Consider the following 22,596-nt stretch of genomic DNA (forward strand, 5'->3'; position numbering starts at 1 on the left):
GTGCTGAGCGCCATCCTCCGTTCGGCTGAATTCGCCTTGGCCCCCTCAGCGGCTCCCGGACTGGTCCGGGGCGGGTCCCGGGCCGCAAACACCGCGTCCGGGACAGAAATTGACCTCCCGCGCCATCCCGGAGTGACCTGGATCACCATTAGCGTGACGGTCATAGGGCCCACCAGGCGAAGGGAGTATTCATGCGCGTCGGAGTGCTGACCGGGGGCGGCGACTGCCCCGGTCTCAACGCCGTCATCCGCGGAGCCGTCCGCAAAGGCGTCCAGGAGTACGCGTACGAGTTCGTCGGCTATCGCGACGGGTGGCGCGGGCCGCTCGAAGCCGACACGATCCCGCTCGGCATCCAGACCGTCCGCGGCATCCTGCCCCGAGGCGGCACCATCCTCGGCTCCTCCCGCACCAACCCGCTCAAGGCGGAGAACGGCATCCGCCGGATCAAGGACAACCTCGCCAAGGCCGAGGTCGACGCGCTGATCGCGATCGGCGGCGAGGACACCCTCGGCGTCGCCGCCCGGCTCCACGACGAGTACGGCGTCCGCTGCGTCGGCGTCCCCAAGACCATCGACAACGATCTGTCCGCCACCGACTACACCTTCGGCTTCGACACCGCCGTCTCCATCGCCACCGAGGCGATCGACCGGCTGCACACCACCGCCGAGTCGCACATGCGCGTCCTGGTGGTGGAGGTGATGGGGCGGCACGCGGGGTGGATCGCGCTGCACTCCGGGCTGGCCGGCGGGGCCAATGTCATCCTCATCCCCGAGCAGCGCTTCGACATCGCCAAGGTCTGCTCGTGGGTGAACTCGCGCTTCAAGGCCACCTACGCCCCGATCGTCGTCGTCGCCGAGGGCGCGATGCCCCAGGACGGCGACGCGGTCCTCAAGGACGGCACGCTCGACTCCTTCGGACACGTCCGGCTCTCCGGCGTCGGTGAGTGGCTGGCGAAGGAGATCGAGAAGCGCACCGGCAAGGAGGCCCGCACCACCGTCCTCGGCCATGTCCAGCGCGGCGGCACGCCGAGCGCCTTCGACCGCTGGCTGGCCACCCGCTTCGGACTGCACGCCATCGACGCGGTGCGGGACGGGGACTTCGGCAAGATGGTCGCGCTCCAGGGCACCGACATCGTGCGGGTCCCGATCGCCGACGCCACCTCCCGGCTCAAGACCGTCGATCCCGCGCTCTACGCCGAGGCCGAGATCTTCTTCGGCTGAAGCGTCCCCCTCCCGTCCGCTCTCCCTCTTCTTGTCCCCGCCCCGCCCCTCCCCGCCCCCTCTCAGCTCCCTCCCCGCTCTCTCCCACGACCGGCGCGGCCCGGCCCGTACGCCGCAGCTGTGGCCGTATATTCGCGAATATCCGGACATCCAGCTCCATGGCTGTCCGGATATGCCGCACAGCCCGCGCGACAGCGGCCGGCGGCCCGCCGCGAGCCCGAGCCCGCACCAGCGGGCAGCCGCCGGGAAACATCGGGCAGCCGGCGGGAGAACAGCGGGAACGAGCGAGCCGGAACGGGAGACGCCGTCGTGGAGATCCTTGCCTTCGGGGTGCAGGCCGACGAGCGGCCGCTGATCGAGCAGGCGTTCGCCGGACTCCACGAGGTCCACTGCGTCGACGTCTTCCTCAACCAGGACACCGCCCCCATCGCCGCCGGCCACGAAGCCATCTCCACCAGCGTCAACGCCAATCTGAGCGCACCCGTGCTCCAGACCCTCGCCGTCGGCGGCACCCAGCTGATCGCCCAGCGCTCCACCGGCTTCAACAACATCGACCTCGACGTCGCCGAACGGCTCGGCATCGCCGTCGCCCGGGTCTCGTCCTACTCGCCGTACTCGGTCGCCGAGTTCGCCTGGACCCTGGCGATGGCCGTGAACCGCCGGGTCGTCCGGGCCTCCGCCCGCACCCGCGACTTCGACTTCCGCCTCGACGGACTCATGGGCCGGGACCTGCACGGCCGCACCGCCGGAGTGCTCGGCACCGGCAGGATCGGCGAGGCCTTCGCCCGTATCGCCCACGGCCTCGGCATGCGGCTGCTCGGCTGGGACGTCGCCGAGAACCCCGCCTGCGCCGCCCTCGGCATGACCTACACCGACAAGGACGAGCTGCTCGCCGCCGCCGACCTGATCAGCCTCCATGTCCCGCTGCTGCCCGCCACCCACCACCTCATCGACGCCGACGCGCTCCGCGCGATGAAGGACGACGCCATCCTGATCAACTCCAGCCGCGGCGGACTCATCGACACCGACGCGCTCGTGGCCGAGCTGCGCCGGGGCCGGTTCACCGGAGTGGGCCTCGACGTGTACGAGGCGGAGGCCGGGCTCTTCTTCCTCGACAAGTCCCTGGAGGCGATCCAGGACGACACCCTGGCCCGGCTGATGACCTTCCCCAATGTGCTGGTCACCTCGCACCAGGCGTACTACACCGAGGACGCGGTCGGCCAGATCGTCGAGGCGACCGTCCGCAATGTGACGGACTACGCGGCCGGCCGCCGCACCGGGAACTTCCTGGTGCCGGCGGCCGGACCGTCCTCATGACCGGGTCAGCGGCGAGCGGGCGAGCAGCTCGGAGACCACCCGGGGCCCGTCCAGCGTGAGCACCGACTCGGGATGGAACTGCACCGAGGCGAAACCGGCCGCCCGCAGCGCGTGCACCTCCCCGGTCGCCGGATCGCACGCCGCCTCCACCCCCCGGGCCGCCAGCGCCGCCGCCTCCGCCTCCCCGCAGCGCGCGGCGAAGCTGTTGTAGAAGCCCACCGTCTCCTCGCGCCCGAAGAACGCGATGCGCTCCTGCGCCCCCTGGTACGGGGACTCCTTGCGCACGATCGGCAGCCCCAGCTCGGCGGCGATCAGCTCATGGCCCAGACACACCCCCAGCAGACCGTGGCGGTGGCCGCGCAGCAGCTCGGCGGTCAGCTCGCGCAGAAAACGCATCTTGGGATCGTCCGCGGCACCGGGGTCGCCCGGACCGGGCCCCAGCACCACCGGACCGGTGTGCGCGAGCGCCGCCCGGCGCAGCCCCGGCTCGTCGTACGGCCGCACCGTCACCTCCAGCCCCGTCGACCGCAGCAGATGCGCCAGCATCGCGGTGAAGGCGTCCTCGGCGTCGATCACCAGCGCGTGTCCGCGCGCTCCGCCGGCGCGCTCCTGCATCCGCAGCCAGAACGGCGCGAGCCCCGCCCGTCGCCCGTCCAGCGCCGCCCGCACCCGGGGATCGTCCGCCGGCCGGGGCGGCTTCGGCCGCCGGCGGGACGGACCGGGCCGCACCCCCAGCGCGGCCAGCACCCCGGCCGCCTTGGCGTGCGTCTCGGCGACCTCGCCCGCCGGATCCGAGTGGCGCACCAGCGTCGCCCCGACCGGCACCCGCAGATTCCCCCGGGCGTCGACGTCGGCGGTACGGATCAGGATCGGCGAGTCCAGGGTCTGCCCGCCGTTCGCGTCCAGCCCGATCAGCGCGAGCGCGCCCGCGTAGTAGCCCCGTCCGCCGACCTCGTGGCGCTCGATGACCCGGCAGGCGTTCCGCACCGGCGAGCCGGTGACGGTCGCCGCGAACATGGTCTCCCTGAGCACCTCGCGCACATCGAGCGAGGAGCGGCCCCGCAGCTCGTACTCGGTGTGGGTGAGATGGGCCATCTCCTTGAGCCGGGGCCCGACGACCACCCCGCCCATGTCGCCGACCGTGCACATCATCTTCAGCTCCTCGTCCACCACCATGGACAGCTCGTCCCGCTCCTTGGGATCGTCGAGGAAGCGGAGCAGCGCCTCGGCGGTCGGGCCTCCGTCGGGATGGCGGAAGGTGCCGCTGATCGGGTTCATCACGACCGTCCCGCCGGCCCCGGACGCCCCGCCCCCGCCGCTCATCCGCACATGCACCTCGGGGCTCGCGCCGACCAGCGTCCGCTCCCCGGTGTGGACGACGAACGTCCAGTACGCCCCGCTCTCCCCGGCGAGCAGCCGCCGGAACAGCGCCAGGGCGTCGGCCCGGCCGAAGCCGTCGATCCGGCCGGTGAAGGTGCGCCGGATGACGAAGTTCGCGCCCTCGCCCCGGCCGATCTCGTCCCGGACCACCCGCCGGACGATCTCCTCGTACTCCCCGTCGGCGACGTCGAACGCGCCGTCGGCGACCTCGACCCGGTGCGCGGGCAGGGCCGTCAGCGTCTCGGACAGCGGCAGGACGGCGGTCTCGGCCGCCAGCAGCACGCTCAGCGGGGTCCCGTCGTCGCGGACGTCGAAGCCGCGCTCCCTGATCTGCCGGAACGGGACCAGGGCGAGGGCGGGACGCTCGCCGACGGGGATCTCGGCGAGCGTCGCGTACTCCTGGACCGGGCCGGTCAGCAGCTCGACGGTGTCCTGGTCGTGCCCGGGGGTGCGCCGGTGCAGCAGGGCGAAGGGGCGGTCGTCCGCGAGCAGCCGGGCGACGGCGTCGCCGGCCCGGGACAGGGGGGTGAGAGACATCCGGGTGTTCCTTCCGGTGGTCCACGGTGCGTGGAGGGAGGAACGGCCGGTTTCCCGCGGAAACACCGAAGGCCGCCCCTCGGGCGGCCTTCGCGAATGCGGATCGTGTACGCGCGATCAGTGGGCCGCCGGATGAGCGGTCCACCACCAGTTTTGGTTGAGCCCGGTCGGGCTCTGCTGCGCGTGCATGCGGCGAACCATACCCCACCGGGCGCGCGGGACCCCGTCCGTCGCACAGCGCGCGGGATGATGGGCTGTGTGTCTCATTTACTGGGCGGACTCCGGTGCGGGCGGTGCGACCACGTACTGTTGGCGGTGTGACCGTGAACGCTAAGACCACCCCTGTGGGTGGCAACACCTGGCGAGACCTGCCCGCGGCGCAGCAGCCCGAGTACCCGGATGCCGAGGCTCTGCGCGATGTGATCGCCGAGCTCGAGAGCTATCCCCCGCTCGTCTTCGCGGGCGAGTGCGACCAGCTGCGCGCCCGGATGGGAGCCGTCGCCAGGGGCGAGGCGTTCCTGCTCCAGGGCGGCGACTGCGCCGAGTCCTTCGACGCCGTCGGCGCCGACCAGATCAGGGCCAAGCTCAAGACCCTCCTCCAGATGGGCGCGGTGCTCACCTACGCGGCCTCCGTGCCCGTGGTGAAGGTCGGCCGGATCGCCGGCCAGTACTCGAAGCCGCGCTCCAAGCCGACCGAGACCCGCGACGGCGTGACGCTCCCCACGTACCGGGGCGACTCCGTCAACGGCTTCGACTTCACCGAGGCGGCCCGGATCCCGGACCCCGAGCGGCTGAAGCGGATGTACAACGCCTCCGCGGCGACGCTCAACCTGGTCCGCGCCTTCACCACCGGCGGCTACGCCGACCTGCGCCAGGTGCACGCCTGGAACCAGGACTTCGTGAAGTCTTCGCCCTCCGGCCAGCGCTACGAGCAGCTCGCCCGCGAGATCGACAACGCGCTGAACTTCATGGAGGCCTGCGGCACCGACCCGGCGGAGTTCCGCACGGTCGAGTTCTACGCCTCGCACGAGGCGCTGCTGCTGGACTACGAGTCGGCCCTCACCCGGGTCGACTCCCGGACCGGGCAGCTGTACGACGTCTCGGGCCACATGGTCTGGATCGGCGAGCGCACCCGCCAGCTGGACGGGGCGCACATCGAGTTCGCGGCGCGGATCCGGAATCCGATCGGCATCAAGCTGGGCCCGACCACCACGGTGGACGAGGCGCTGACGTACATCGACCGGCTGGACCCGGACCGTGAGCCGGGCCGGCTGACCTTCGTCGTCCGGATGGGCGCCGACAAGGTCCGGGACAAGCTTCCGGAGCTGGTCGAGAAGGTCACCGCCTCCGGCGCGACCGTGGCGTGGGTCACCGACCCGATGCACGGCAACACCTTCGAGGCCGCCTCCGGTCACAAGACCCGGCGCTTCGACGACGTGCTCGACGAGGTCAAGGGCTTCTTCGAGGTCCACAAGGCCCTCGGCACCCACCCGGGCGGCATCCACGTGGAGCTGACCGGCGACGATGTCACCGAGTGCGTGGGCGGCGGCGACGAGATCTTCGTCGACGATCTCCACCAGCGCTACGAGACCGCCTGTGACCCGCGGCTCAACCGCAGCCAGTCCCTGGACCTGGCCTTCCTGGTCGCCGAGATGTACCGCGACCAGTGATCTCCGCCGGCCCGGCGCACCGCCCGGCCGGATGATCTTCCGAGCGGAAGAGGTGGGGCACGGATCCATGTGATCCGTGCCCCACCTCTCGTTCCGGTGCTTTTACGCCGCCCTCCGGACGGGTAAGGTTAGGTTAGCCTCACCAGATCATCGGGAGAGGTTGAGACCGAACAGTCCCCTCGGGAGGTGAACCGCGTGTACGTCTGCTCATGCTTCGGCATCACCGAGAAGCAGGTGAGGGAACACGCGGCGGCCGGGGCCTGTACGCCCCGCCAGATCGCCTCCGCCTCCAAGGCGGGCACGGACTGCGGTTCCTGTGTACGCACGATCCAGTCACTGCTCGGCCGGGGCAACTGCCCCCGCCGTGAGCTGCTCGACCGGGGCAAGCCGGCGCTCACCGTCGCCGGGACGGACATCGCGGACGCGGTCGGCGTCGCCGATGCCGGACGGCTGGACGAGGCCGCCTGACGCTCCGGCGCTCAGGGACTCCCGGGCCGGCCCGGGGGACCGCGCCTCAGCTCTCCGGCTGCTCGATCTGCTGCGCCAGGTAGAGCGGCTCTCCCAGCGACTGGATCAGCTCCAGCTGGGTGTCCAGGTAGTCGATGTGGTGCTCCTCGTCCTCGAGGATCGACTCGAAGATGTTCGCCGAGGTCACATCCCCCTTGGCGCGCATGACATCGATGCCGCGCTTCAGGCGGTCGATGGCCTCCACCTCGACCTGCCGGTCGGCCTGGAACATCTCGGTCACCGTCTGGCCCACCCGCACATGGAAGAGCCGCTGGTAGTTCGGCAGCCCGTCGAGGAACAGAATGCGTTCCGTCAGGACGTCCGCGTGCTTCATCTCGTCGATGGACTCGGCACGGGTGTACTTGGCCAGCTTGGTCCAGCCCTTGTTCTCCTGGATGCGATAGTGGAGCCAGTACTGGTTGATCGCCGTCAGCTCGCCGGTCAGCTGCTCATTGAGGAACTCGATGACCTCGGGGTCGCCCTGCATCGCGGGTGCTCCTTCCACGCGTAAGGCCTCGGGGGCAGGTGGCCGCATCCTCGCACCGCCGTCGGGAGCCGTCCAGTAAGTGCCTCCTTAGTAGGAGTTGCCCGAATCGGGCCAGACCTGGTCATGACCACCCCTCCCGGTCTGTCACCATTGAGTCATGGGTCAGCCGGAGAGCCGGGAATACCGCGCACCAGAGGAGTCCGCGCTTCCCCCCGGGCAGCGACTGCAACGCGGCTGGCCGGTCACCCACTACGGTCCCGTGCCCAAGTTCAAGCCGGACCGCTGGGAATTCCGCGTCTTCGGCGCGACGGCCGACGGCGAGAAGCACTGCTGGAATCACGAGGAATTCTCGGCGCTGCCCTTTTCCACGGTCGTCGCCGATCTGCACTGCGTGACGAAATTCAGCATGCTGGGAGCCGAATGGGGCGGTGTTCCCGCCGGCGCGATCGTGGCGCTCGCGCCGCCCGCGCCGCAGGTCACCCATGTCATGGTCTGGGCCGAGTACGGTTTCAGCGCGAATATGCGGCTCTCCGACTTCACCGTCGAACGCGCGATGTTCGCCACCCACAAGGACGGCGAACCGCTCACCGCCGAGCACGGTTTTCCGCTCCGGCTCATCGTGCCCCATCTGTATGCCTGGAAGGGGCCCAAATGGGTCCGGGGCGTGGAATACATGACCGCCGACCGGCGGGGATTCTGGGAGGAGCGGGGGTATCACAACCTCGGCGATCCCTGGCGGGAGCAGCGGTACTCGTACCAGGAGGAGCCGGGGGACGGCCCCGAGCTGTAGGGTCCGGGCCCCCGTCGGCGCGGGTTTCGCGCGTCAGTGGAATCCGTGCATCACCGCGTGGCCCTTGCCCCGGCCGATCAGCCATTTGTTGACCGGCGCGGTGATCACGAAGGCGACCGCGAAGGCGATGGCGAGGGCGTACCAGAAGAGCGCGTCCGACAGCTCCGCGTGCAGCGCGCCGGGCCACAGCGCGAGAACGCTGTTGTCGGTGATCTCCATGACCGTGATGGAGATGGTGTCGGCGGCGAGCGCCACCTTCACGGCGGCCTTGAAGCTCAGCCCGGCCCGCAGGACCGTGGTCATGGTGAACGAGTAGCCGAAGATGAAGGCGAGGAAGATCGCCAGAGCCATCGTGGGGACGTTGTGCCAGCCCAGCGCGGTGCCGATCGCCATGCCGAGCACCTCGCCGATCGCACAGCCGATCAGACAGTGCAGGGTCGCCCGCGCGGCTGTGCCCCAGCTGACGCCCTCGCCCCGGTCGCCCCCGTGCCCATGGGCCTCCCGCGCCGCCGTGTGCCCGCCGGGCCGGCCGTGCCCGCCATGGGCCTCCTGGCCCTCGTGCCCGTCGGGTTCCTCGGGCCCGTCGGGTCCCTCGGGCCCGCCGTGGGTGTCGTGCCGCATCAAAGATCCCCAAAGTCCGGTATGTGGTCCTGCCGATGCGGCGACCCTATACCCCCCTAGGTATCACTGCCGGAGACTCACCCGCGCAGCACCTTGAGTCGCGCCACGTCCGCCGCATGGCCCTCCGGCCCCCCGGGCGTCTCGATGACCAGCGGCACGCCCTCGGTCGCCGGATGGCGCATCAGCTCCGCGAAGGGCTCCTCGCCGATGTGCCCCGCGCCGATATTGGCGTGACGGTCCTTGTGCGCGCCCGCCGCCTCCTTGGAGTCATTGGCGTGGATCAGCTTCAGCCGCCCCGCGCCGACCGTCGCCACCAGGAGATCCAGGGTGTCCTTCACACCGCCCGGGGCCGCCAGATCGTGACCGGCCGCGTGGATGTGGCAGGTGTCCAGACAGACGCCCAGCCGGGGATGGGCGTCCAGCGCCTCGAAGTACGGCCCGAAGTCCTCCGCCCGCGAGCAGAGCGAGAAGCCCTGCCCGGCCGTCGACTCCAGCAGCAGAAACGGATCGTCGTCATGGGTCAGCTCGTCCAGCAGCGGCAGCATCAGCTCCCGCGCCTGGGCCAGCGCGACCGCGCGGGTACGGCCCCCGGTCGCGGAACCGGTGTGGACGACCACCCCCAGCGCCCCGATCTCCCGGCCCCGGCGCAGCGAGTGCCGCAGGGACTCCACCGACCGCTCGGCGGTCGCCTCGGTGTGCGAGCCGAAATTGATCAGATAGGGGGCGTGGACATAGACCGACAGCCCCGCCTCGGCGCATCCGGAGCGGAACGCCTCGTCCTGCGCCGGATTCCCCGGGGGCGTGGCCCAGCCGCGCGGATTGGCCACGAAGACCTGGAGGGTCTCCGCCTTCAGTTCATGGGCGTAGCCGAGGCCGGTCGTGGCGAGGCCGCCCGCCACGGGCACATGTCCGCCGACGGGGTTGCGCATAGCGGTCGTCGCAGTCCTTCGATCATGTTCACGGTGGTCCGCGCGCCCCTTCGCGGGGCTCACAGACCCTTGATCCTGATGGTGACGGTGCTGCCCTCGGGGGCCCGGCCGCCGCCCTTCGGCGACTGGCCCGACACGGTGTCGCCGAGATACGGGAAGCTCTTCTCGGCCCTGACCTCGAAGCCCGCCGACTCCAGCGCGCTCCTGGCGTCGTCCTCGCTCTCGCCGGTCACCTCGGGGACGGCGACCATGCGCGGGCCCTTGGAGACCGTCAGGGTGACCGTGTCGCCGCCCGCCAGGCGCGCGCCCCCGGCGGCCGACTGCCGGGCCACGCTCCCCGCCTCCTGCGGCGCGTTCACCCGGCCCTCGGCGACCTCCACCTCGAACCCGGCGCCCTCCAGCTTCTCGGTCGCCTCCGCCACCCGGTCGCCGATCACCTCGGGGACCTCGATCGGAGCGCCCTTGCTGACCACGACGGCCACCGCCGAGTCGGGTCCGCGCCGCGCCCCGGCCTCCGGCTCCGTGCGGATGACCGAGCCTCGCGGGACCGTCTCGCTGAACTCCCGGGAGACCGCCCCGGGCGCGAGACCGGCTTCCTTCAGCCGGCGCTCCGCCGTCGCGTGGGAGTCGCCCTTCACCGAGGGGATCCGGATGATCTCCGGTCCGCGCGAGACGATCAGCCGCACCGAGCCGTTGCCCCGGATCCGCTCGCCGGTCGCCGGATCGCTGGCGATCACCTCGCCGCGCCGGACGGTCTCGCTGAACTGCCGCCGCACCTCGCGGACGTCGAGCCCCGCGCCCTCCAGCCGCTCGCGCGCGTCGCCCTCGGTCTTGCCGATCACGGCCGGAACCCGGGTGAACTGGCCCGCGTTGATGTACCAGACCCCGGTGCCCGCGCCCAGCACCAGCAGCACGGCCAGCACGATCGCGAGCACCCCGCGCCGGGGGAGCGCGATCCCGCGGCGCGGGGCCGGCCCGGCGTCCGGCGCGGCGGCCGGCGGCAGGGGCAGCGGCAGCCGTGCCGTACGGCCGCCGCCCGCGGGCTCCTCCCGGGGAAGGGCGCGGGCGACGATCCCCGTGGTCTCCTCGCCGGGCGCCGGATCGCCCCCGTCCAGGGCGCGCGGCGGAAGCAGGTCCAGCTGTTCGTCGGCCAGCTCGGCGCGCGCCTCGCGCGCCCGCGCCAGCAGCTCCACCGCGTCGTGCGGACGGATCTCCGGATTGCGGGCGGTGGCCGCCGCCACCAGCTCGTCCAGCCCCACGGCCAAGCCCGGCGCCGCCCCGGAGGGGGCCGGGACGTCCTCGTTCAGATGCCGGTGCAGCACCTGGGCGGGGGTGTCCCCGGAGTGCGGCTTGACCCCGGTGAGCATCTCGTACAGCACGACGCCGCAGGCGTACACGTCGGTACGGGTGTCGGATCCGCCGTCCTCGATCTGCTCGGGGGCGAGATAGGAGACCGTGCCCAGCACGGACCCGGAGGTGCTGGTGACCGAGCCGACGGCCCGGACGAGCCCGAAGTCGGCGACCTTGACCCGGCCGTCGTCCCCTATCAGCACGTTCTCCGGCTTGATGTCCCGGTGGACGAAACCGGCCCGGTGCGCCGCGCCCAGCGCCGCGAGCACCGGCTCCAGGATGTCGAGCGCGGCCCTGGGCCGGAGGGCGCCCCGCTCCCGCAGCACGTCCCGCAGGGTGCAGCCGGCCACGTACTCCATCGCCAGATAGACATACGCGCCGTCCGCGCCCTGGTCGAAGAGGCCCACCACATTGGGGTGCGCGAGCCGGGCCACGGACTTCGCCTCGCGGATGAAGCGCTCCACGAAGGAGACGTCGACGGCGAGCGCCGGATGCATCACCTTGAGCGCCAGCTCACGGTCGAGGCGGGTGTCGACGGCCCGGTAGACCGTGGCCATCCCGCCGACGGCGATGCGCTCGTCGACGCGGTAGCGGCCGTCGAGCACCTGCCCGACGAGAGGGTCCTGGAGGGTCGTGTCCACCCGACGATTCTACGAGCCGCCGCCCGCGCCCCCGTCGTGGCGGGCGGGAGCGGCCCGTACTGCAGCCGAGCTGTGACAGCGGGGCACGGGCCCGCACCGTGCGCGGGACGCCCCGGCCCGGCCCCGGCGCGCCTCAGAAGGCCGGGCGCTCCGGATCCAGCGCCGCCATGCCCGTGACCGGGGACGACGCCTCGGCGAAGTGCCGGCGCGGGATACGGCCCGCCCGGTGCGCGAGCCGGCCCGCCTCGACGGCGTACCGCATCGCCTCCGCCATCAGCACCGGCTCCTGCGCCCGGGTGACGGCCGAGGCCAGCATCACCGCCGCGCACCCCAGCTCCATCGCGAACGCGGCGTCGGACGCCGTGCCCGCGCCCGCGTCCAGGATCACCGGCACCCGGGCCCGCTCCACGATCAGCGAGAAATTGTGCGGATTGCGGATCCCGAGCCCCGAGCCGATCGGCGAACCCAGCGGCATGATCGCGGCGCAGCCCACATCCTCCAGCTTCCGGGCCAGCACCGGATCGTCGTTGGTGTACGGCAGCACCGTGAAACCGTCGTCCACCAGCGTCTCCGCCGCGTCCAGCAGCTCGATCGGATCCGGCAGCAGGGTCCGCTCGTCGGCGACGACCTCCAGCTTGACCCAGTCGGTGCCCAGCGCCTCGCGCGCGAGCCGGGCGGTCAGCACGGCCTCGCCCGCGGTGAAACACCCCGCGGTGTTGGGCAGCACCCGGATCCCGAGCCGCTCCAGGACCGACAGCACCGAGCCTCGAACGGTCGGGTCGACCCGGCGCATGGCGACGGTGGTGAGCGCGGTGCCGCTCGCGATCAGGGACCGCTCCAGCAGCTGAAGGCTGGGCGCGCCGCCGGTGCCCATGATCAGCCGGGAGTCGAAGGCGGTGTCGGCGATGACGAACCGGTCGTCGGACATTCCGCTCAGCCTCCCTGGACCGCGGTGAGGACTTCCACCCGGTCGCCGTCGCCGAGCGGGGTGCGGGACCAGCGGCTGCGCGGGACGACCGTCTCGTTGACGGCCGCGGCGACCCCGGTCCGCGCGCCGGTCAGCTCCGCGACCAGGGTGTCCAGGGTGGTTCCCGGACCGAGTTCACGCCGTTCCCCGTTGACGGAGACGGCTACGGGCACAGGGCTCATACGGGCTGCTCCTGAGAGAGGGAAGAGAAGCGGCGGGGGGTGAAAGGACCGGCTTCCTCCGGAAGGACGCCGCAGGTCAGCGCCGTCGCCATCACATCGCCGGTGAGCGGGGCCAGCAGCACCCCGTTGCGGTGGTGCCCGGTGGCCAGCAGCAGCCCCGGCAGATCGGTCGGGCCGAGCAGCGGCGCGTTGTCGGGGGAGCAGGGGCGCAGCCCGGCGCGCGTCTCGGTCAGCGGCAGCTCGGTGATGCCCGGCACCAGCTCATGGGCGTCGCGCAGCAGCTCGTACACCCCGCCGGCGGTGACGGTGGTGTCCCAGCCCATCTCCTCGCTGGTCGCGCCGACCACGAGTTCGCCGCTGCGCCGGGGCACGAGATAGACATGGCTGCCGCGGACCATGGCCCGCACCGTCCGGGAGAGGAACGGGGCGTGCGAGGCGGGCACGGTCAGCCGCACCACCTGGCCCTTCACCGGGCGCACCGGAGGCAGCACCCGGGGCGGCACACCGCCGAGGCGTCCGCTCAGACTGCCCCCGGCGAGCACCACCTGCTCGGCGGCCGCCTCCGTCCCGTCGTCCAGCACGGCCCCGACGGCCCGGTCGCCGGCCACCGACAGCCGCTCGGCCCAGGCGCGACGGAAGCGCACCCCGGCCCGCTCGCAGGCGATGACCAGGGCCGACGCCAGCCGCCGGGGATCGACCTGATGGTCGCCGTCCACGCGCAGACCGCCGCGTACGCCCGGCGCGAGCATCGGCTCCAGCCGGCGGCACTCGCGGCCGCTGAGCCACTGCGACTCCAGCCCGGACCGCAGATGCAGGGCGTGCAGCTCCCGCAGATGGGCGCGGTCGTCGGCGTCGAGGGCGACGGCGAGGGTCCCGCAGGCGCGGTGGCCGATGTCCTGGCCGGACGCCTCCGCCAGTTCGGCGGCGAACGCGGGGTAGCGGCGGGCGGATTCGAGATTGAGGGCGAGCAGCGTCTCCTCGCCGTAGTGCAGTTCGGTGACGGCGGCCAGCATCCCGGCGGCGACCTGCGCGGCCCCGCCGCCCGGCTGCGGATCGACGACCGCGACCCGCAGCCCGCGCTGCGCGGCCCGCCAGGCCGTGACCAGTCCGATGATTCCGCCCCCGATGACGAGGACGTCCTGCGGCGGGTGCTCCGCGCTCCGCGCGCCGGTCTGCCCGGTCTGCCGGGGGCTCCGTGCGCCGAGGGCCGGTGGGCGCTCCGCGTCGAGGGCCGGTGGGTTCTCCGCGCTCCGTGTGCCGGGGACGGACGACATGGGCGGTCAGCTCCTCCCTTCGCCGGCATGACCCGGATCAGGTTCGTACGGTCGGAGGCCGTCCAGCCTCCCTCTCAGCCCGGTGCGTCCGGGCTCCCGCGAGTGCTTTACGGTGGCCACCCTAACCCCAGGGCTCGGTCCGCAGAAAGACGCGGCGGGAGCCGGTCGGACTTCGGCGTGAGGGAGACACGGCAATGGCAAGGTCGCTCGACGGGCTTCTCCTCGCACCGGTCGCGGACCAGGCGCCCGGCCAGGTGGGCACCGGCACCCGCTTCCGCTACCACGAGAGCGAGGGCCGGATCTGGGCCGAGTACGAGGGCGGTGACGTGGTCCGAGGCCATCTGGTGGGCACCCGCGAGGGCGACCGGCTCGACTTCCGCTACGTACAGCTCACCACCGACGGAACGACCTCCTCCGGCCACTGCGTCTCGACCGTGCTCGACCTCCCCGACGGCCGGGTGCGGCTGGAGGAGACCTGGGAGTGGGAGTCCCGGGAGGGCAGCGGGGTCAGCGTGGTGGAGGAGCCGTCCCGGGGCGCGGGCGACGGACCGGTGTCTGACGATATGTCAGTTGCGTAGGGTTGACGCGTGAACGAGCAGCGGAGTGAGCAGCAGCAGGGCCGGAGCGTGGTCGTCGTCGGCGCGGGCATGGCCGGGGTGCAGACCGCCGTCGCCCTGCGGGAACAGGGCTTCACCGGCCCCGTCACCCTGATCGGGGCCGAGCCCCACCAGCCCTACGACAGACCGCCGCTCTCCAAGGCGGTCCTCCTCGGCGCGTCCGAGGGATCGGCCTTCGACGTGGACTTCGAGACCCTCGGCGTCGGTCTGCGGCTCGGCTGCGCGGTGACCGGCCTGCGCGCCGGGGACCATGAACTGGACACCGAGGCCGGACCCGTTCCGTACGACGTCCTCGTCATCGCCACCGGCGCGGAACCCCTCCGGCTGCCCGGCGCCGACGCCGTCCCCGGCGTCCATCTGCTGCGCACTCTCGACGACGCCGCCCGGCTGCGGCCCGTCCTCGCCGAGCGCCACGACATCGTGGTGGTCGGCGCGGGCTGGATCGGCGCGGAGTTCGCCACCGCCGCGCGGGCGGCCGGCTGCGCGGTCACCGTGGTGGAGGCGGCCGACCGGCCCCTCGCCGGCGCGCTCCCCGCCGAGGTCACCGCCCCCATGGCCGGCTGGTACGCCGAGCGGGGCATCGAGCTGATCACCGGTGCGCGGGTCACCGGCGTCGAGCCCGGCGCGGTCCTCGTCGAGACGGGCCCGGGCCCGGCCGGCGACCCGGGCGCGGTCCGCCGGCTCCCGGCGGGAGCCGTGGTCGTCGGCATCGGCGCCCGGCCCGCCACCGGCTGGCTCGCGGGCTCCGGAATCGCCACCGGCCCGGACGGCGCGATCACCGCCGACGAGCGACTGCGCACCTCGCTGCCCGATGTGTACGCCGTCGGCGACTGCGCCTCCTTCCCGTCCGCGCGCTACGGCCGGCGGCTCCTCGTCCACCACTGGGACAACGCCGTCCAGGGCCCCCGCACCGTCGCGGCCGGGGTGCTCGCCGGGGACGGCGGCGAGCCGCCGCGCTACGACCCGGTGCCCTACTTCTGGTCCGAGCAGTTCGGCCGGTTCGTGCAGTACGCGGGCGACCACGCGGACGCCGACACCACCGTCTGGCGGGGCCGGCCCGAGGAGCCGGCCTGGACGGTCCTGTGGCTGCGCGAGGGGGCCCTCGTGGCGGTGCTCGCCGTCGACCGCCCCCGGGACCTGGCCCAGGGGCGCAAGCTCATCCTCTCGGGCGCCCGGCTCGACCCCGGGCGGGCCGCCGACCCGGCCGTACCTCTGAAGGCCGCGTCCGGCTGAACCGGACGAATGCCGGAGAAACGCCTCTGACCAGGTACGATGCCAGGGCTTCGGCGTGGCGTCCGCAGATCCCGGCGGGGCCCGGCTACCGGCTGTCAGTCCCAGATGGCAGGCTTGTCCCGTGACCGAGATTGACGCAAAGATCGATGCTCTCGTACCTGCCTGGCTCACCCTCCCCGACATCGCGGAACTCCTCGGTGTCGAGGTGACACGCGTGCGCCAGCTGGTCAAGGAGGGCCAGCTGATCGCCGTGCGCCGCGGGGAGAACCGGGCGCTTCAGGTGCCCGCCGCCTTCATCGACGGCGACAAGGTGGTCAAGGGCCTCGCGGGGACCCTGACGCTCCTGAAGGACGACGGCTTCGCCGACGAGGAAATGCTGGAGTGGCTCTTCACTCCCGACCCGAGCCTGCCGGGCACCCCCGCGCAGGCGCTCGGCGAGAACCGCGGCACGGAAGTGAAGCGCCGGGCCCAGGCCCTCGCCGTCTGAGGGCCTGGGCCCCAGCCCGGGCGTCCGACCGAGGACGCCCGGACGACACCACGGCCGTCCGCCGTGATGCCGCACGCCCGAGCGGTGTGCGGGCGGGAGCCGCCGCCCCGCGCGGCGCGCTCCCGCCCGCATCCCGCCGACCACCCCGGGGGGACTCCGCCATGCCCACGCCGCGCCCGTCGCTCGCCGACGCCCGGCTCTATCTCTGCACGGACGCCCGCCGCCGGCAGGGCGACCTCGCCGACTTCCTCGACGCCGTCCTGCCCGCCGGAGTCGACATCGTGCAGCTCCGCGACAAGGGCATGGAGGCCGCCGAGGAGCTGGAGCGGCTGCGGATCGTCGCCGACGCCTGCCGGCGGCACGGCGTCCTCCTCGCGGTGAACGACCGCGCGGACGTCGCCCACGCCGCCGGGGCCGATGTGCTCCATCTCGGGCAGGGCGACCTCCCGGTGCCGGCCGCCCGCGCGATCCTCGGCGAGGGGCCGCTGATCGGCCGCTCCACCCACTCCGGGGCCGAGGCCGCGGCGGCCGCCGTCGAGCCCGGCGTGGACTACTTCTGCACCGGCCCCTGCTGGCCCACCCCGACCAAGCCCGGCCGGCACGCCCCCGGACTGGACCTCGTCCGCAGCACCGCCGCGCTGCGGACCGACCGTCCCTGGTTCGCCATCGGCGGCATCGACGAGGGCAATCTCGACCAGGTGCTCGACGCGGGCGCCCGCCGGATCGTCGTCGTCCGCGCCATCACCGAGGCGGCCGACCCGGCCGCGGCCACCGCCGCGCTGTCCGCCCGGATCCGTGCCCGCCCCCTGAACTGACCGCCCGTGCCGGGTCGGCCCCGGGCGACCGGGGCGACCCGGCAGGCCCGGGCCGGCCGCCCGCCAGTCGGCGGGGTCCGGGCCCGCGCAGGCCGACGAGTGCGCGCCGCCCATCGCCGCATACCCTCTGATACCCGCTGTAGCAGGGCGTAACGATCAAGCCGTTTCCGCTGGGATCCGTGTCCGATTGGCGGACTCCTGTTGGGCCCTTCCCGGGCCCTCGATAACCTGCGGGTATGGCCCTCGGAACTTCTTCGACCAGGACGGATCACGCCCGTACCGTGCGTGAGCTGCTCGCGACCGGCAAGACCTCCTACTCCTTCGAGTTCTGGGCGCCCAAGACCGAGAAGGGCGAGCGCAACCTCTGGAACGCCCTCCGGCGCGTCGAGGCGGTGGCCCCCAGCTTCGTCTCCGTGACGTACGGCGCAGGCGGCTCCACCCGCGCCGGCACGGTCAGGGCCACCGAGCAGATCGCCGCCGACACCACGCTCACCCCCGTCGCCCACCTCACCGCGGTCAACCACTCCATCGCCGAACTGCGCAATATGATCGGCCAGTACGCCGATGTGGGCATCCGCAACATCCTCGCCGTCCGGGGCGACCCGCCCGGCGACCCGATGGGCGATTGGGTCGAGCACCCCCAGGGCGTTCGGTACGCGGCCGAACTGGTCCGGCTCATCAAGGAGTCCGGCGACTTCTGCGTCGGCGTCGCGGCCTTCCCCGAGATGCATCCGCGCTCCCAGGACTGGGACACGGACATCCGGTACTTCATCGACAAGTGCCGTGCCGGCGCGGACTACGCCATCACCCAGATGTTCTTCCGGCCCCAGGACTATCTGCGGCTGCGCGACCGGGTCGAGGCCGCGGGCTGCGAGACTCCGATCATCCCGGAGATCATGCCCATCACCAGCGTCAAACAGCTGGAACGCTTCGCCCAGTTGAGCAACGCCGCCATCCCCGACGGGTTGAAAGACAGGATCCTCAGCGTCAAGGACGATCCCGCCGCTGTACGCTCCATGGGAATAGAGTTCGCCACCGAGTTCTGTGCGGAGCTGCTCTCCGAGGGTGTTCCCGGGCTGCACTTCATCACGCTCAACAACTCCACGGCGACACTGGAGATATACGAGAATCTCGGGCTGCACCGGCAGCCCTGATCGGCCCGACCCGCCCCGCTCCGGGGCGGGGGCCGAGGGAGAGGGGCGGACATGGGCTGGACGGTCCTCTACATCGCCTTCGGCGTGGTCGCGCTGTGGCTGCTCGGCGAAGTGCTGTTGCAGTACAAGGCGCGGCTGCGATGGCGGCTCCTGGCCTTCGGCGGCTTCCTGGGCGTGGTCCTGGGCGTGCTGATCCCCTCCGTGGTGGTGATCGGGATCGGCGCGATCGCCTTCGCCACCGGACAGACCTGTGTGACGCTCTCCTTCCGCCGGGGTTTCTCCACCGGCTGGGCGATCGGCGGCCGCCCCGGCGCGAGCCGCCGCCGCAAGGCCGACGAGCACGACGACAACCGCGAACCCGCCCTCCAGGTCTCCGGACTGGAGGAGACCGCCGTCGTCCCCTCCGTCCCGGCGCCCGCGCCCGACGACTTCGGCCCCGCGGACTTCGGCTCGGCCGGCTTCGGCCCCGAGCCGGTCTACGAACCGCAGCCGATGCCCGACGACACCAACGGCTACGGCGTCTACACCGGACCGGGCCCCGGCCCCGAAGCCCCCGCGCAGGACCAGGGCGGCCGCCCCGACGGCTACGGCTCGTACGACCCGTACTTCGGCGACCAGCCGCCGCCCGCCCCCCGGCAGGACGAGTTCGCCGCCGACCAGCAGCAGTACGCGGCCTACTCCGATCCCTATGTGGGCGGCGGCCAGCAGTACAACGCCTTCGAGGGCTACGACAGCTTCGGCAATCCCCAGCAGTACCCCGCGGACCCGTACTACGCGCAGCAGTCGTACACGGACACCCCGCCGGGCGGTGTCTGGGTGCCGCAGCAGCGGGACACCGAGGAGCCGCCGGCGCAGGACCGGCCCGCCGCCCCGGGGTACGACCCCGAGTACAACGAGCAGCAGTACCGCTACTGAAGCCCGCCTGGCGCGGGGCCGGCCGAGGCCGCCCCGCCGCCCGGCCCATCGGTCACCGCGAGCCCCGGAAGCCCGCTCCCTCCACGATCAGCCCCGCCACCAGCGCGCCGGACATCCCGGCATGCGCCAGACCGCCGCCCGGATGGGCCCGCCCGCCCGCGAGCAGCAGCCCGGGGAGCCGGGTGGTGTTCGCCGGACGCAGATGGCGTCCGCCCGGCCCGGCCAGCGCGGGCGCGGGTATCCCACCGGTCTCGGCGGGCGTCAGGATCTCGTGCCACAGCAGCCGCTCACGGATCCCCGCCGCGCTCTCGCCCATGGCCCGCGCCGCCGCGTCGATCAGCGTCTCCGCCGACCGCTCCCGCAGCGCCTTGTCCGTCCAGTCCACACCGCCGCCGGGCCCGGCGACCGTCGCCGAGACGGTGACCGCCTCATGGCCGTCGTCCGGCCGGCCGGCCGGATCGTCCGGCCGCAGCACGGTCACGGTGGGCCGCTCGGCGATCCGGCCGCCGAACACCATCCCGGCCTCCTCGCCCGTGTCCGGCGCGTGCACCACACTGCGGTGCGCGGCCGCCGGGGGCCGGACGCCCCGCAGGGCCAGCAGCACCGAGAGCCGGCCGGGCGGCGGCCCGCCGCCCGACTCCTCCGGCGGGCGGACGTCCCCGTCCCCCCACAGCTCCCGGCCCGCCGGGGGCGGCTCCGCGCCCGCCACCACATGGTCGGCCTCCACGACCGAGCCGTCCGCCAGCCCGATGCCCGCCGCCCGGCCGTCCCGCTCCACGACCGAGGTCACCTCGGCCCCGAAGACGAACTCCACCCGCCGGGCCGCGCACCGCTCGTACACCGCGCGCGCCAGCTCCCGCAGCCCGCCCGCCACATACCAGCTGCCGAACGTCTGCTCCATGTACGGCAGCAGCGAGGCGCTCGCCGGGGCGTGCCGGGGATCCAACCCATACCCCAGCGCACAGCCCTCGAAGAGCGCGGCGAGCCGGGGATCGGCCAGCTCCCAGGCGCCGACCTCGGCGACCGTGGCCGCCTGCCGGGCGCGCAGCAGCCGGCGGACCCGGAGCGCCGGATAGGGATCGCGCTCCAGGATCCGCCAGTCGGACCAGAGGGGCTCCTCCAGCAGCGGCCGCCGGGAGCGGTCCCAGGCGTCCCTGGCGCGGTCCAGGAATCCGCCCCACCGCTCGCCCGCGCCCCCGCCCAGCGCGGACTCCAGCGCGGAGACCACCCCGGCCCGCGAGGCGTTCGGCAGCGAGACCTCGGAGCCGTCGGCGAAGAGATGTCTGCTCGACGGGTCGACCTGCGTCAGCGAGACGCACCGCTCCAGCGGCTCCCGGCCCGTCTTCAGGAACAGATCCCGCCAGACCGCGGGCAGATGCAGCAGACCGGGGCCGGTGTCGAAGACGAAACCGTCCCGCTCGAAGGAGCCCACCGCGCCGCCGTACGTCGCCGAGCGCTCGTACACCGTCACCCGGTGGCCCGCCACGGCCAGCCGGGCAGCCGCCGCCATCGCGCCCATCCCAGCGCCGATCACCGCAATCCGTGCCATGCCGCCGACTCTACCGAGCGCCTCTGACACTCCCGCCGCGGGCCGGTCGCCGCCGGTCGCCCACGGGTCGGCCGGGACGCCCGCGCGGACGTACGGACGGGCTCGCTCCGGCGGTGTGACCGGCTGCTCCGGCGGTCTGACGGGCTGCTCCGGCGGGCGGACCGGCCTCGTCCGGCCGCCGGTCCGGGTGGACGAACCGGCTCATTCCGGCGGCCGGGTCGGCGGCCGGGACGGGGGGCGGACCGTCTCCGCCAGCCGCCGTTCCTCCCGGCGCTGCGCCCGCCGTCGGCGGAACCGCCGGATCCGGGAAGCCAGGAGGAACAGGGCGACGATTCCCAGCGCCAGCAGCGTCGCGGCGATGATCGCCGCCGCGAGCGGATGGAAGAGGGCGAAGGCGAGGATCCCGGTGGCGCCCACGTCCTCCGCCGTGCTCACGGCGGCGTTGCTGAACGGCTCCGGCGAGGTGTTGACCGCCATCCTGGTGCCGGCCTTGACGAGATGGCTCATCAGGGCGGTCGTACCGCCCACCGCCCCGGCGGTGATCTCCGGCAGCGAACCGCTCTCACCGGCCAGCAGCGCGGCCACGACCGCGCCCGCCACCGGCCGGATCACGGTGTGGACCGAGTCCCACACCGAGTCCACGTACGGGATCTTGTCCGCCACCGCCTCGCAGAGGAAGAGCACCCCGGCGGCGACCAGGACGTCCGTGCGCTGGAGCGCCTCGGGCACCTCGTCGGTGACTCCGGCCGCCCCGAGGAGCCCCAGCAGCAGAACCGCCGCGTAGGCGTTGATTCCGCTGGCCCAGCCGCTGGTGAAGACAAGGGGGAGTACGGACACGGGGGCGATCGTAACCAGTCGGCGGCCCGGGGGATGGGCCGCAGCGCCCATGGCTGAGTACGGATACCTAGTGGCCGAGATGAGTACGCGCGCGGATGGGCGGGGACCGGCCCGAACGGAAGAGTGGAGCTCGCCGAGGGGGACGCGGCGCCGACACCGCCGACACGGGGCGGCGGAACGGCGCGGCTCCCCCGAAGGCGAGGGGGAAGCAGGACGGGGCGCCTCCCGCACGGGAGGTCTCCGGGACCACGGGGGACCACGGGGGAAACGCGGGACCACGGGGGAAAGCGGGGGAAAGCACGGGGGAGGAGAACGGGGGAAACGGGGGGACACGGTACGCCGGTCCGGCGGGAGACTCGGGGGAGTCCCGCCGGACCGGCGTCTTTTTGTGCCGCCCGGGCCCCGCACGTCCGGCCGGACGTGCGGGAACGGCCCGGGGCATGGGCCTCAGCCCGGGGTCAGCGTCCGCTCACCCGTCCGTGCAGCAGCCGCGACAGCGCCGAGTGCACATCGTCCAGCGAGCGCTCCCGCTGGAAGGACTGCCAGTCCAGGGCCGCCACCAGCACCATCCCGACCAGCGCCGCCGCGGTGAGCGGAATGTCGATCTCCTCGCTCAGCTCGCCGTTCTCGACGGCCTCCCGCAGCACCGTCTCCACCACCGCGACCGCCTGCTGACGCACCACCAGCAGGGTCGACTGCCAGGCCCGGTTGGTCCGCCACAGCTCGGCGACGAACAGCTGGGTGAAGGCCGGATAGCGGTCGATGAAGGACAGCCCGGCCCGGATCATCTCGTCCAGCGCCTCGACCTTGGTGCCGCCGCGCGCCGCGGTCTCGTCCGCGGCGGACTGCAGGGACGCGGTCAGCAGACCGACGCCGTACCGCAGCAGTTCCTCGAACAGTTCGGTCTTGCTCTTGAAGTTGTAGTAGACCGTGCCCTTGGCGACTCCCGCGCGCTCGGCGATCTCGTCCACCGTGGTCGCGGAGAAACCCTGCTCGGCGATGAGGGTCACCGCGGCCTCGTAGAGCTTCGCCCGGGTGGCCCGGCGTCTGGTGCTGCTGCTGTCGGTCGCGTCCATGGCGCCGATTCTCACAGGTGCCGGAGGGTTCACGGGCTCGG

At 73.0% G+C, this 22,596-nt stretch carries 23 protein-coding genes and 1 riboswitch; of the genes, 11 read left to right on the forward strand and 12 right to left on the reverse strand.

The genetic code is table 11. From position 1 onward, the window contains the following. Positions 1-191: 191 nt before the first annotated feature. Positions 192-1,220, forward strand: a complete 1,029-nt coding sequence (locus tag ACF089_RS14730) for a 6-phosphofructokinase (RefSeq protein ID WP_392026076.1) — start codon at positions 192-194, stop codon at positions 1,218-1,220. Between the two features lie 309 nt (positions 1,221-1,529). Then, positions 1,530-2,537: a 2-hydroxyacid dehydrogenase gene (locus ACF089_RS14735; RefSeq protein WP_392026077.1), complete on the forward strand. Its 1,008-nt coding sequence runs from the start codon at positions 1,530-1,532 to the stop codon at positions 2,535-2,537. Here ACF089_RS14735 and ACF089_RS14740 read toward each other — a convergent pair. Continuing rightward, positions 2,532-4,454 (reverse strand): anthranilate synthase family protein, encoded by a 1,923-nt coding sequence (locus ACF089_RS14740; RefSeq protein WP_392026078.1) that lies wholly within the window; start codon positions 4,452-4,454, stop codon positions 2,532-2,534. The two genes, ACF089_RS14735 and ACF089_RS14740, sit on opposite strands and share 6 nt — an antisense overlap. A gap of 117 nt (positions 4,455-4,571) precedes the next feature. Beyond that, positions 4,572-4,721, reverse strand: coding sequence for a trp operon leader peptide (locus ACF089_RS14745; RefSeq protein WP_392026079.1), 150 nt, complete (start codon positions 4,719-4,721; stop codon positions 4,572-4,574). Between the two features lie 50 nt (positions 4,722-4,771). Between ACF089_RS14745 and ACF089_RS14750 the strand changes: the two genes are divergently transcribed. Together ACF089_RS14750 and ACF089_RS14755 are read left to right on the forward strand one after the other, a co-directional pair. After that, positions 4,772-6,124 carry a class II 3-deoxy-7-phosphoheptulonate synthase gene (locus tag ACF089_RS14750; protein WP_392026080.1) on the forward strand — a complete coding sequence of 451 codons (1,353 nt, stop codon included), beginning with the start codon at positions 4,772-4,774 and terminating at the stop codon, positions 6,122-6,124. A 186-nt stretch (positions 6,125-6,310) separates the two neighbouring features. Further along, entirely contained in the window at positions 6,311-6,592 is a 282-nt protein-coding gene (locus ACF089_RS14755) for a bacterioferritin-associated ferredoxin (RefSeq protein WP_392026082.1), read from the forward strand. A 46-nt stretch (positions 6,593-6,638) separates the two neighbouring features. Here the strand turns inward: ACF089_RS14755 and bfr are convergent, their stop codons facing one another. Continuing rightward, positions 6,639-7,118 (reverse strand): bacterioferritin, encoded by a 480-nt coding sequence (bfr, locus tag ACF089_RS14760; protein ID WP_392026084.1) that lies wholly within the window; start codon positions 7,116-7,118, stop codon positions 6,639-6,641. A 157-nt stretch (positions 7,119-7,275) separates the two neighbouring features. Here bfr and ACF089_RS14765 point away from each other — a divergent pair, with 157 nt between their 5' ends. After that, a complete protein-coding gene (locus ACF089_RS14765; RefSeq protein ID WP_392026086.1) occupies positions 7,276-7,908 on the forward strand; it encodes a sulfite oxidase-like oxidoreductase in 633 nt (210 codons plus the stop codon). A 33-nt stretch (positions 7,909-7,941) separates the two neighbouring features. Here ACF089_RS14765 and ACF089_RS14770 read toward each other — a convergent pair whose 3' ends face one another. The 6 genes from ACF089_RS14770 to thiO form a co-directional block, all read right to left on the reverse strand. After that, on the reverse strand, positions 7,942-8,529 hold the full coding sequence (locus tag ACF089_RS14770; RefSeq protein WP_392026087.1) for a DUF4396 domain-containing protein: 588 nt from the start codon (positions 8,527-8,529) through the stop codon (positions 7,942-7,944). 77 nt (positions 8,530-8,606) lie between these two features. Next, positions 8,607-9,458 (reverse strand): deoxyribonuclease IV, encoded by an 852-nt coding sequence (locus ACF089_RS14775; RefSeq protein WP_392026089.1) that lies wholly within the window; start codon positions 9,456-9,458, stop codon positions 8,607-8,609. Positions 9,459-9,517: 59 nt separating this feature from the next. Beyond that, on the reverse strand, positions 9,518-11,449 hold the full coding sequence (pknB, locus tag ACF089_RS14780) for a Stk1 family PASTA domain-containing Ser/Thr kinase (RefSeq protein WP_392026091.1): 1,932 nt from the start codon (positions 11,447-11,449) through the stop codon (positions 9,518-9,520). Positions 11,450-11,582: 133 nt separating this feature from the next. Next, the gene (locus ACF089_RS14785; protein ID WP_392026092.1) at positions 11,583-12,377 is read right to left on the reverse strand and encodes a thiazole synthase; all 795 of its coding nucleotides are present in this window, start codon (positions 12,375-12,377) and stop codon (positions 11,583-11,585) included. Positions 12,378-12,382: 5 nt separating this feature from the next. Continuing rightward, positions 12,383-12,598 (reverse strand): sulfur carrier protein ThiS, encoded by a 216-nt coding sequence (gene thiS / locus ACF089_RS14790; protein ID WP_392026094.1) that lies wholly within the window; start codon positions 12,596-12,598, stop codon positions 12,383-12,385. Then, positions 12,595-13,872, reverse strand: a complete 1,278-nt coding sequence (gene thiO, locus ACF089_RS14795) for a glycine oxidase ThiO (protein WP_392026096.1) — start codon at positions 13,870-13,872, stop codon at positions 12,595-12,597. Before thiO ends, thiS begins: the two co-directional genes overlap by 4 nt. After that, a riboswitch (TPP riboswitch) is annotated at positions 13,869-13,982 on the reverse strand. Its footprint overlaps the gene before it by 4 nt. Before the next feature lie 84 nt (positions 13,983-14,066). Here thiO and ACF089_RS14800 point away from each other — a divergent pair. The 6 genes from ACF089_RS14800 (at position 14,067) to ACF089_RS14825 (ending at position 19,093) form a co-directional block, all read left to right on the forward strand. Then, positions 14,067-14,450, forward strand: a complete 384-nt coding sequence (locus tag ACF089_RS14800; protein ID WP_392026098.1) for a hypothetical protein — start codon at positions 14,067-14,069, stop codon at positions 14,448-14,450. Positions 14,451-14,519: 69 nt separating this feature from the next. After that, entirely contained in the window at positions 14,520-15,722 is a 1,203-nt protein-coding gene (locus tag ACF089_RS14805; RefSeq protein WP_392026455.1) for an NAD(P)/FAD-dependent oxidoreductase, read from the forward strand. 121 nt (positions 15,723-15,843) lie between these two features. Continuing rightward, positions 15,844-16,209, forward strand: a complete 366-nt coding sequence (locus ACF089_RS14810; protein ID WP_392026100.1) for an Rv2175c family DNA-binding protein — start codon at positions 15,844-15,846, stop codon at positions 16,207-16,209. 161 nt (positions 16,210-16,370) lie between these two features. Further along, a complete protein-coding gene (gene thiE, locus ACF089_RS14815) occupies positions 16,371-17,024 on the forward strand; it encodes a thiamine phosphate synthase (RefSeq protein ID WP_392026102.1) in 654 nt (217 codons plus the stop codon). 236 nt (positions 17,025-17,260) lie between these two features. Continuing rightward, positions 17,261-18,178, forward strand: coding sequence for a methylenetetrahydrofolate reductase [NAD(P)H] (gene metF, locus ACF089_RS14820; protein ID WP_392026104.1), 918 nt, complete (start codon positions 17,261-17,263; stop codon positions 18,176-18,178). A gap of 51 nt (positions 18,179-18,229) precedes the next feature. Then, positions 18,230-19,093, forward strand: coding sequence for a hypothetical protein (locus ACF089_RS14825; RefSeq protein ID WP_392026106.1), 864 nt, complete (start codon positions 18,230-18,232; stop codon positions 19,091-19,093). Between the two features lie 52 nt (positions 19,094-19,145). Here the strand turns inward: ACF089_RS14825 and ACF089_RS14830 are convergent, their stop codons facing one another. The 3 genes from ACF089_RS14830 to ACF089_RS14840 all read right to left on the reverse strand — a co-directional run bounded on the left by ACF089_RS14830 (position 19,146) and on the right by ACF089_RS14840 (position 22,555). Further along, the gene (locus ACF089_RS14830) at positions 19,146-20,642 is read right to left on the reverse strand and encodes a phytoene desaturase family protein (protein WP_392026107.1); all 1,497 of its coding nucleotides are present in this window, start codon (positions 20,640-20,642) and stop codon (positions 19,146-19,148) included. Between the two features lie 201 nt (positions 20,643-20,843). Beyond that, on the reverse strand, positions 20,844-21,479 hold the full coding sequence (locus ACF089_RS14835; RefSeq protein ID WP_392026108.1) for a DUF4126 domain-containing protein: 636 nt from the start codon (positions 21,477-21,479) through the stop codon (positions 20,844-20,846). Between the two features lie 458 nt (positions 21,480-21,937). Next, positions 21,938-22,555 carry a TetR/AcrR family transcriptional regulator gene (locus ACF089_RS14840; RefSeq protein WP_392026110.1) on the reverse strand — a complete coding sequence of 206 codons (618 nt, stop codon included), beginning with the start codon at positions 22,553-22,555 and terminating at the stop codon, positions 21,938-21,940. Positions 22,556-22,596 lie beyond the last annotated feature (41 nt).

Origin of the sequence: Streptomyces sp. NPDC014894, from assembly GCF_043080985.1 — a bacterium.
In the GTDB taxonomy this organism is placed as follows: Bacteria; Actinomycetota; Actinomycetes; order Streptomycetales; family Streptomycetaceae; genus Streptomyces.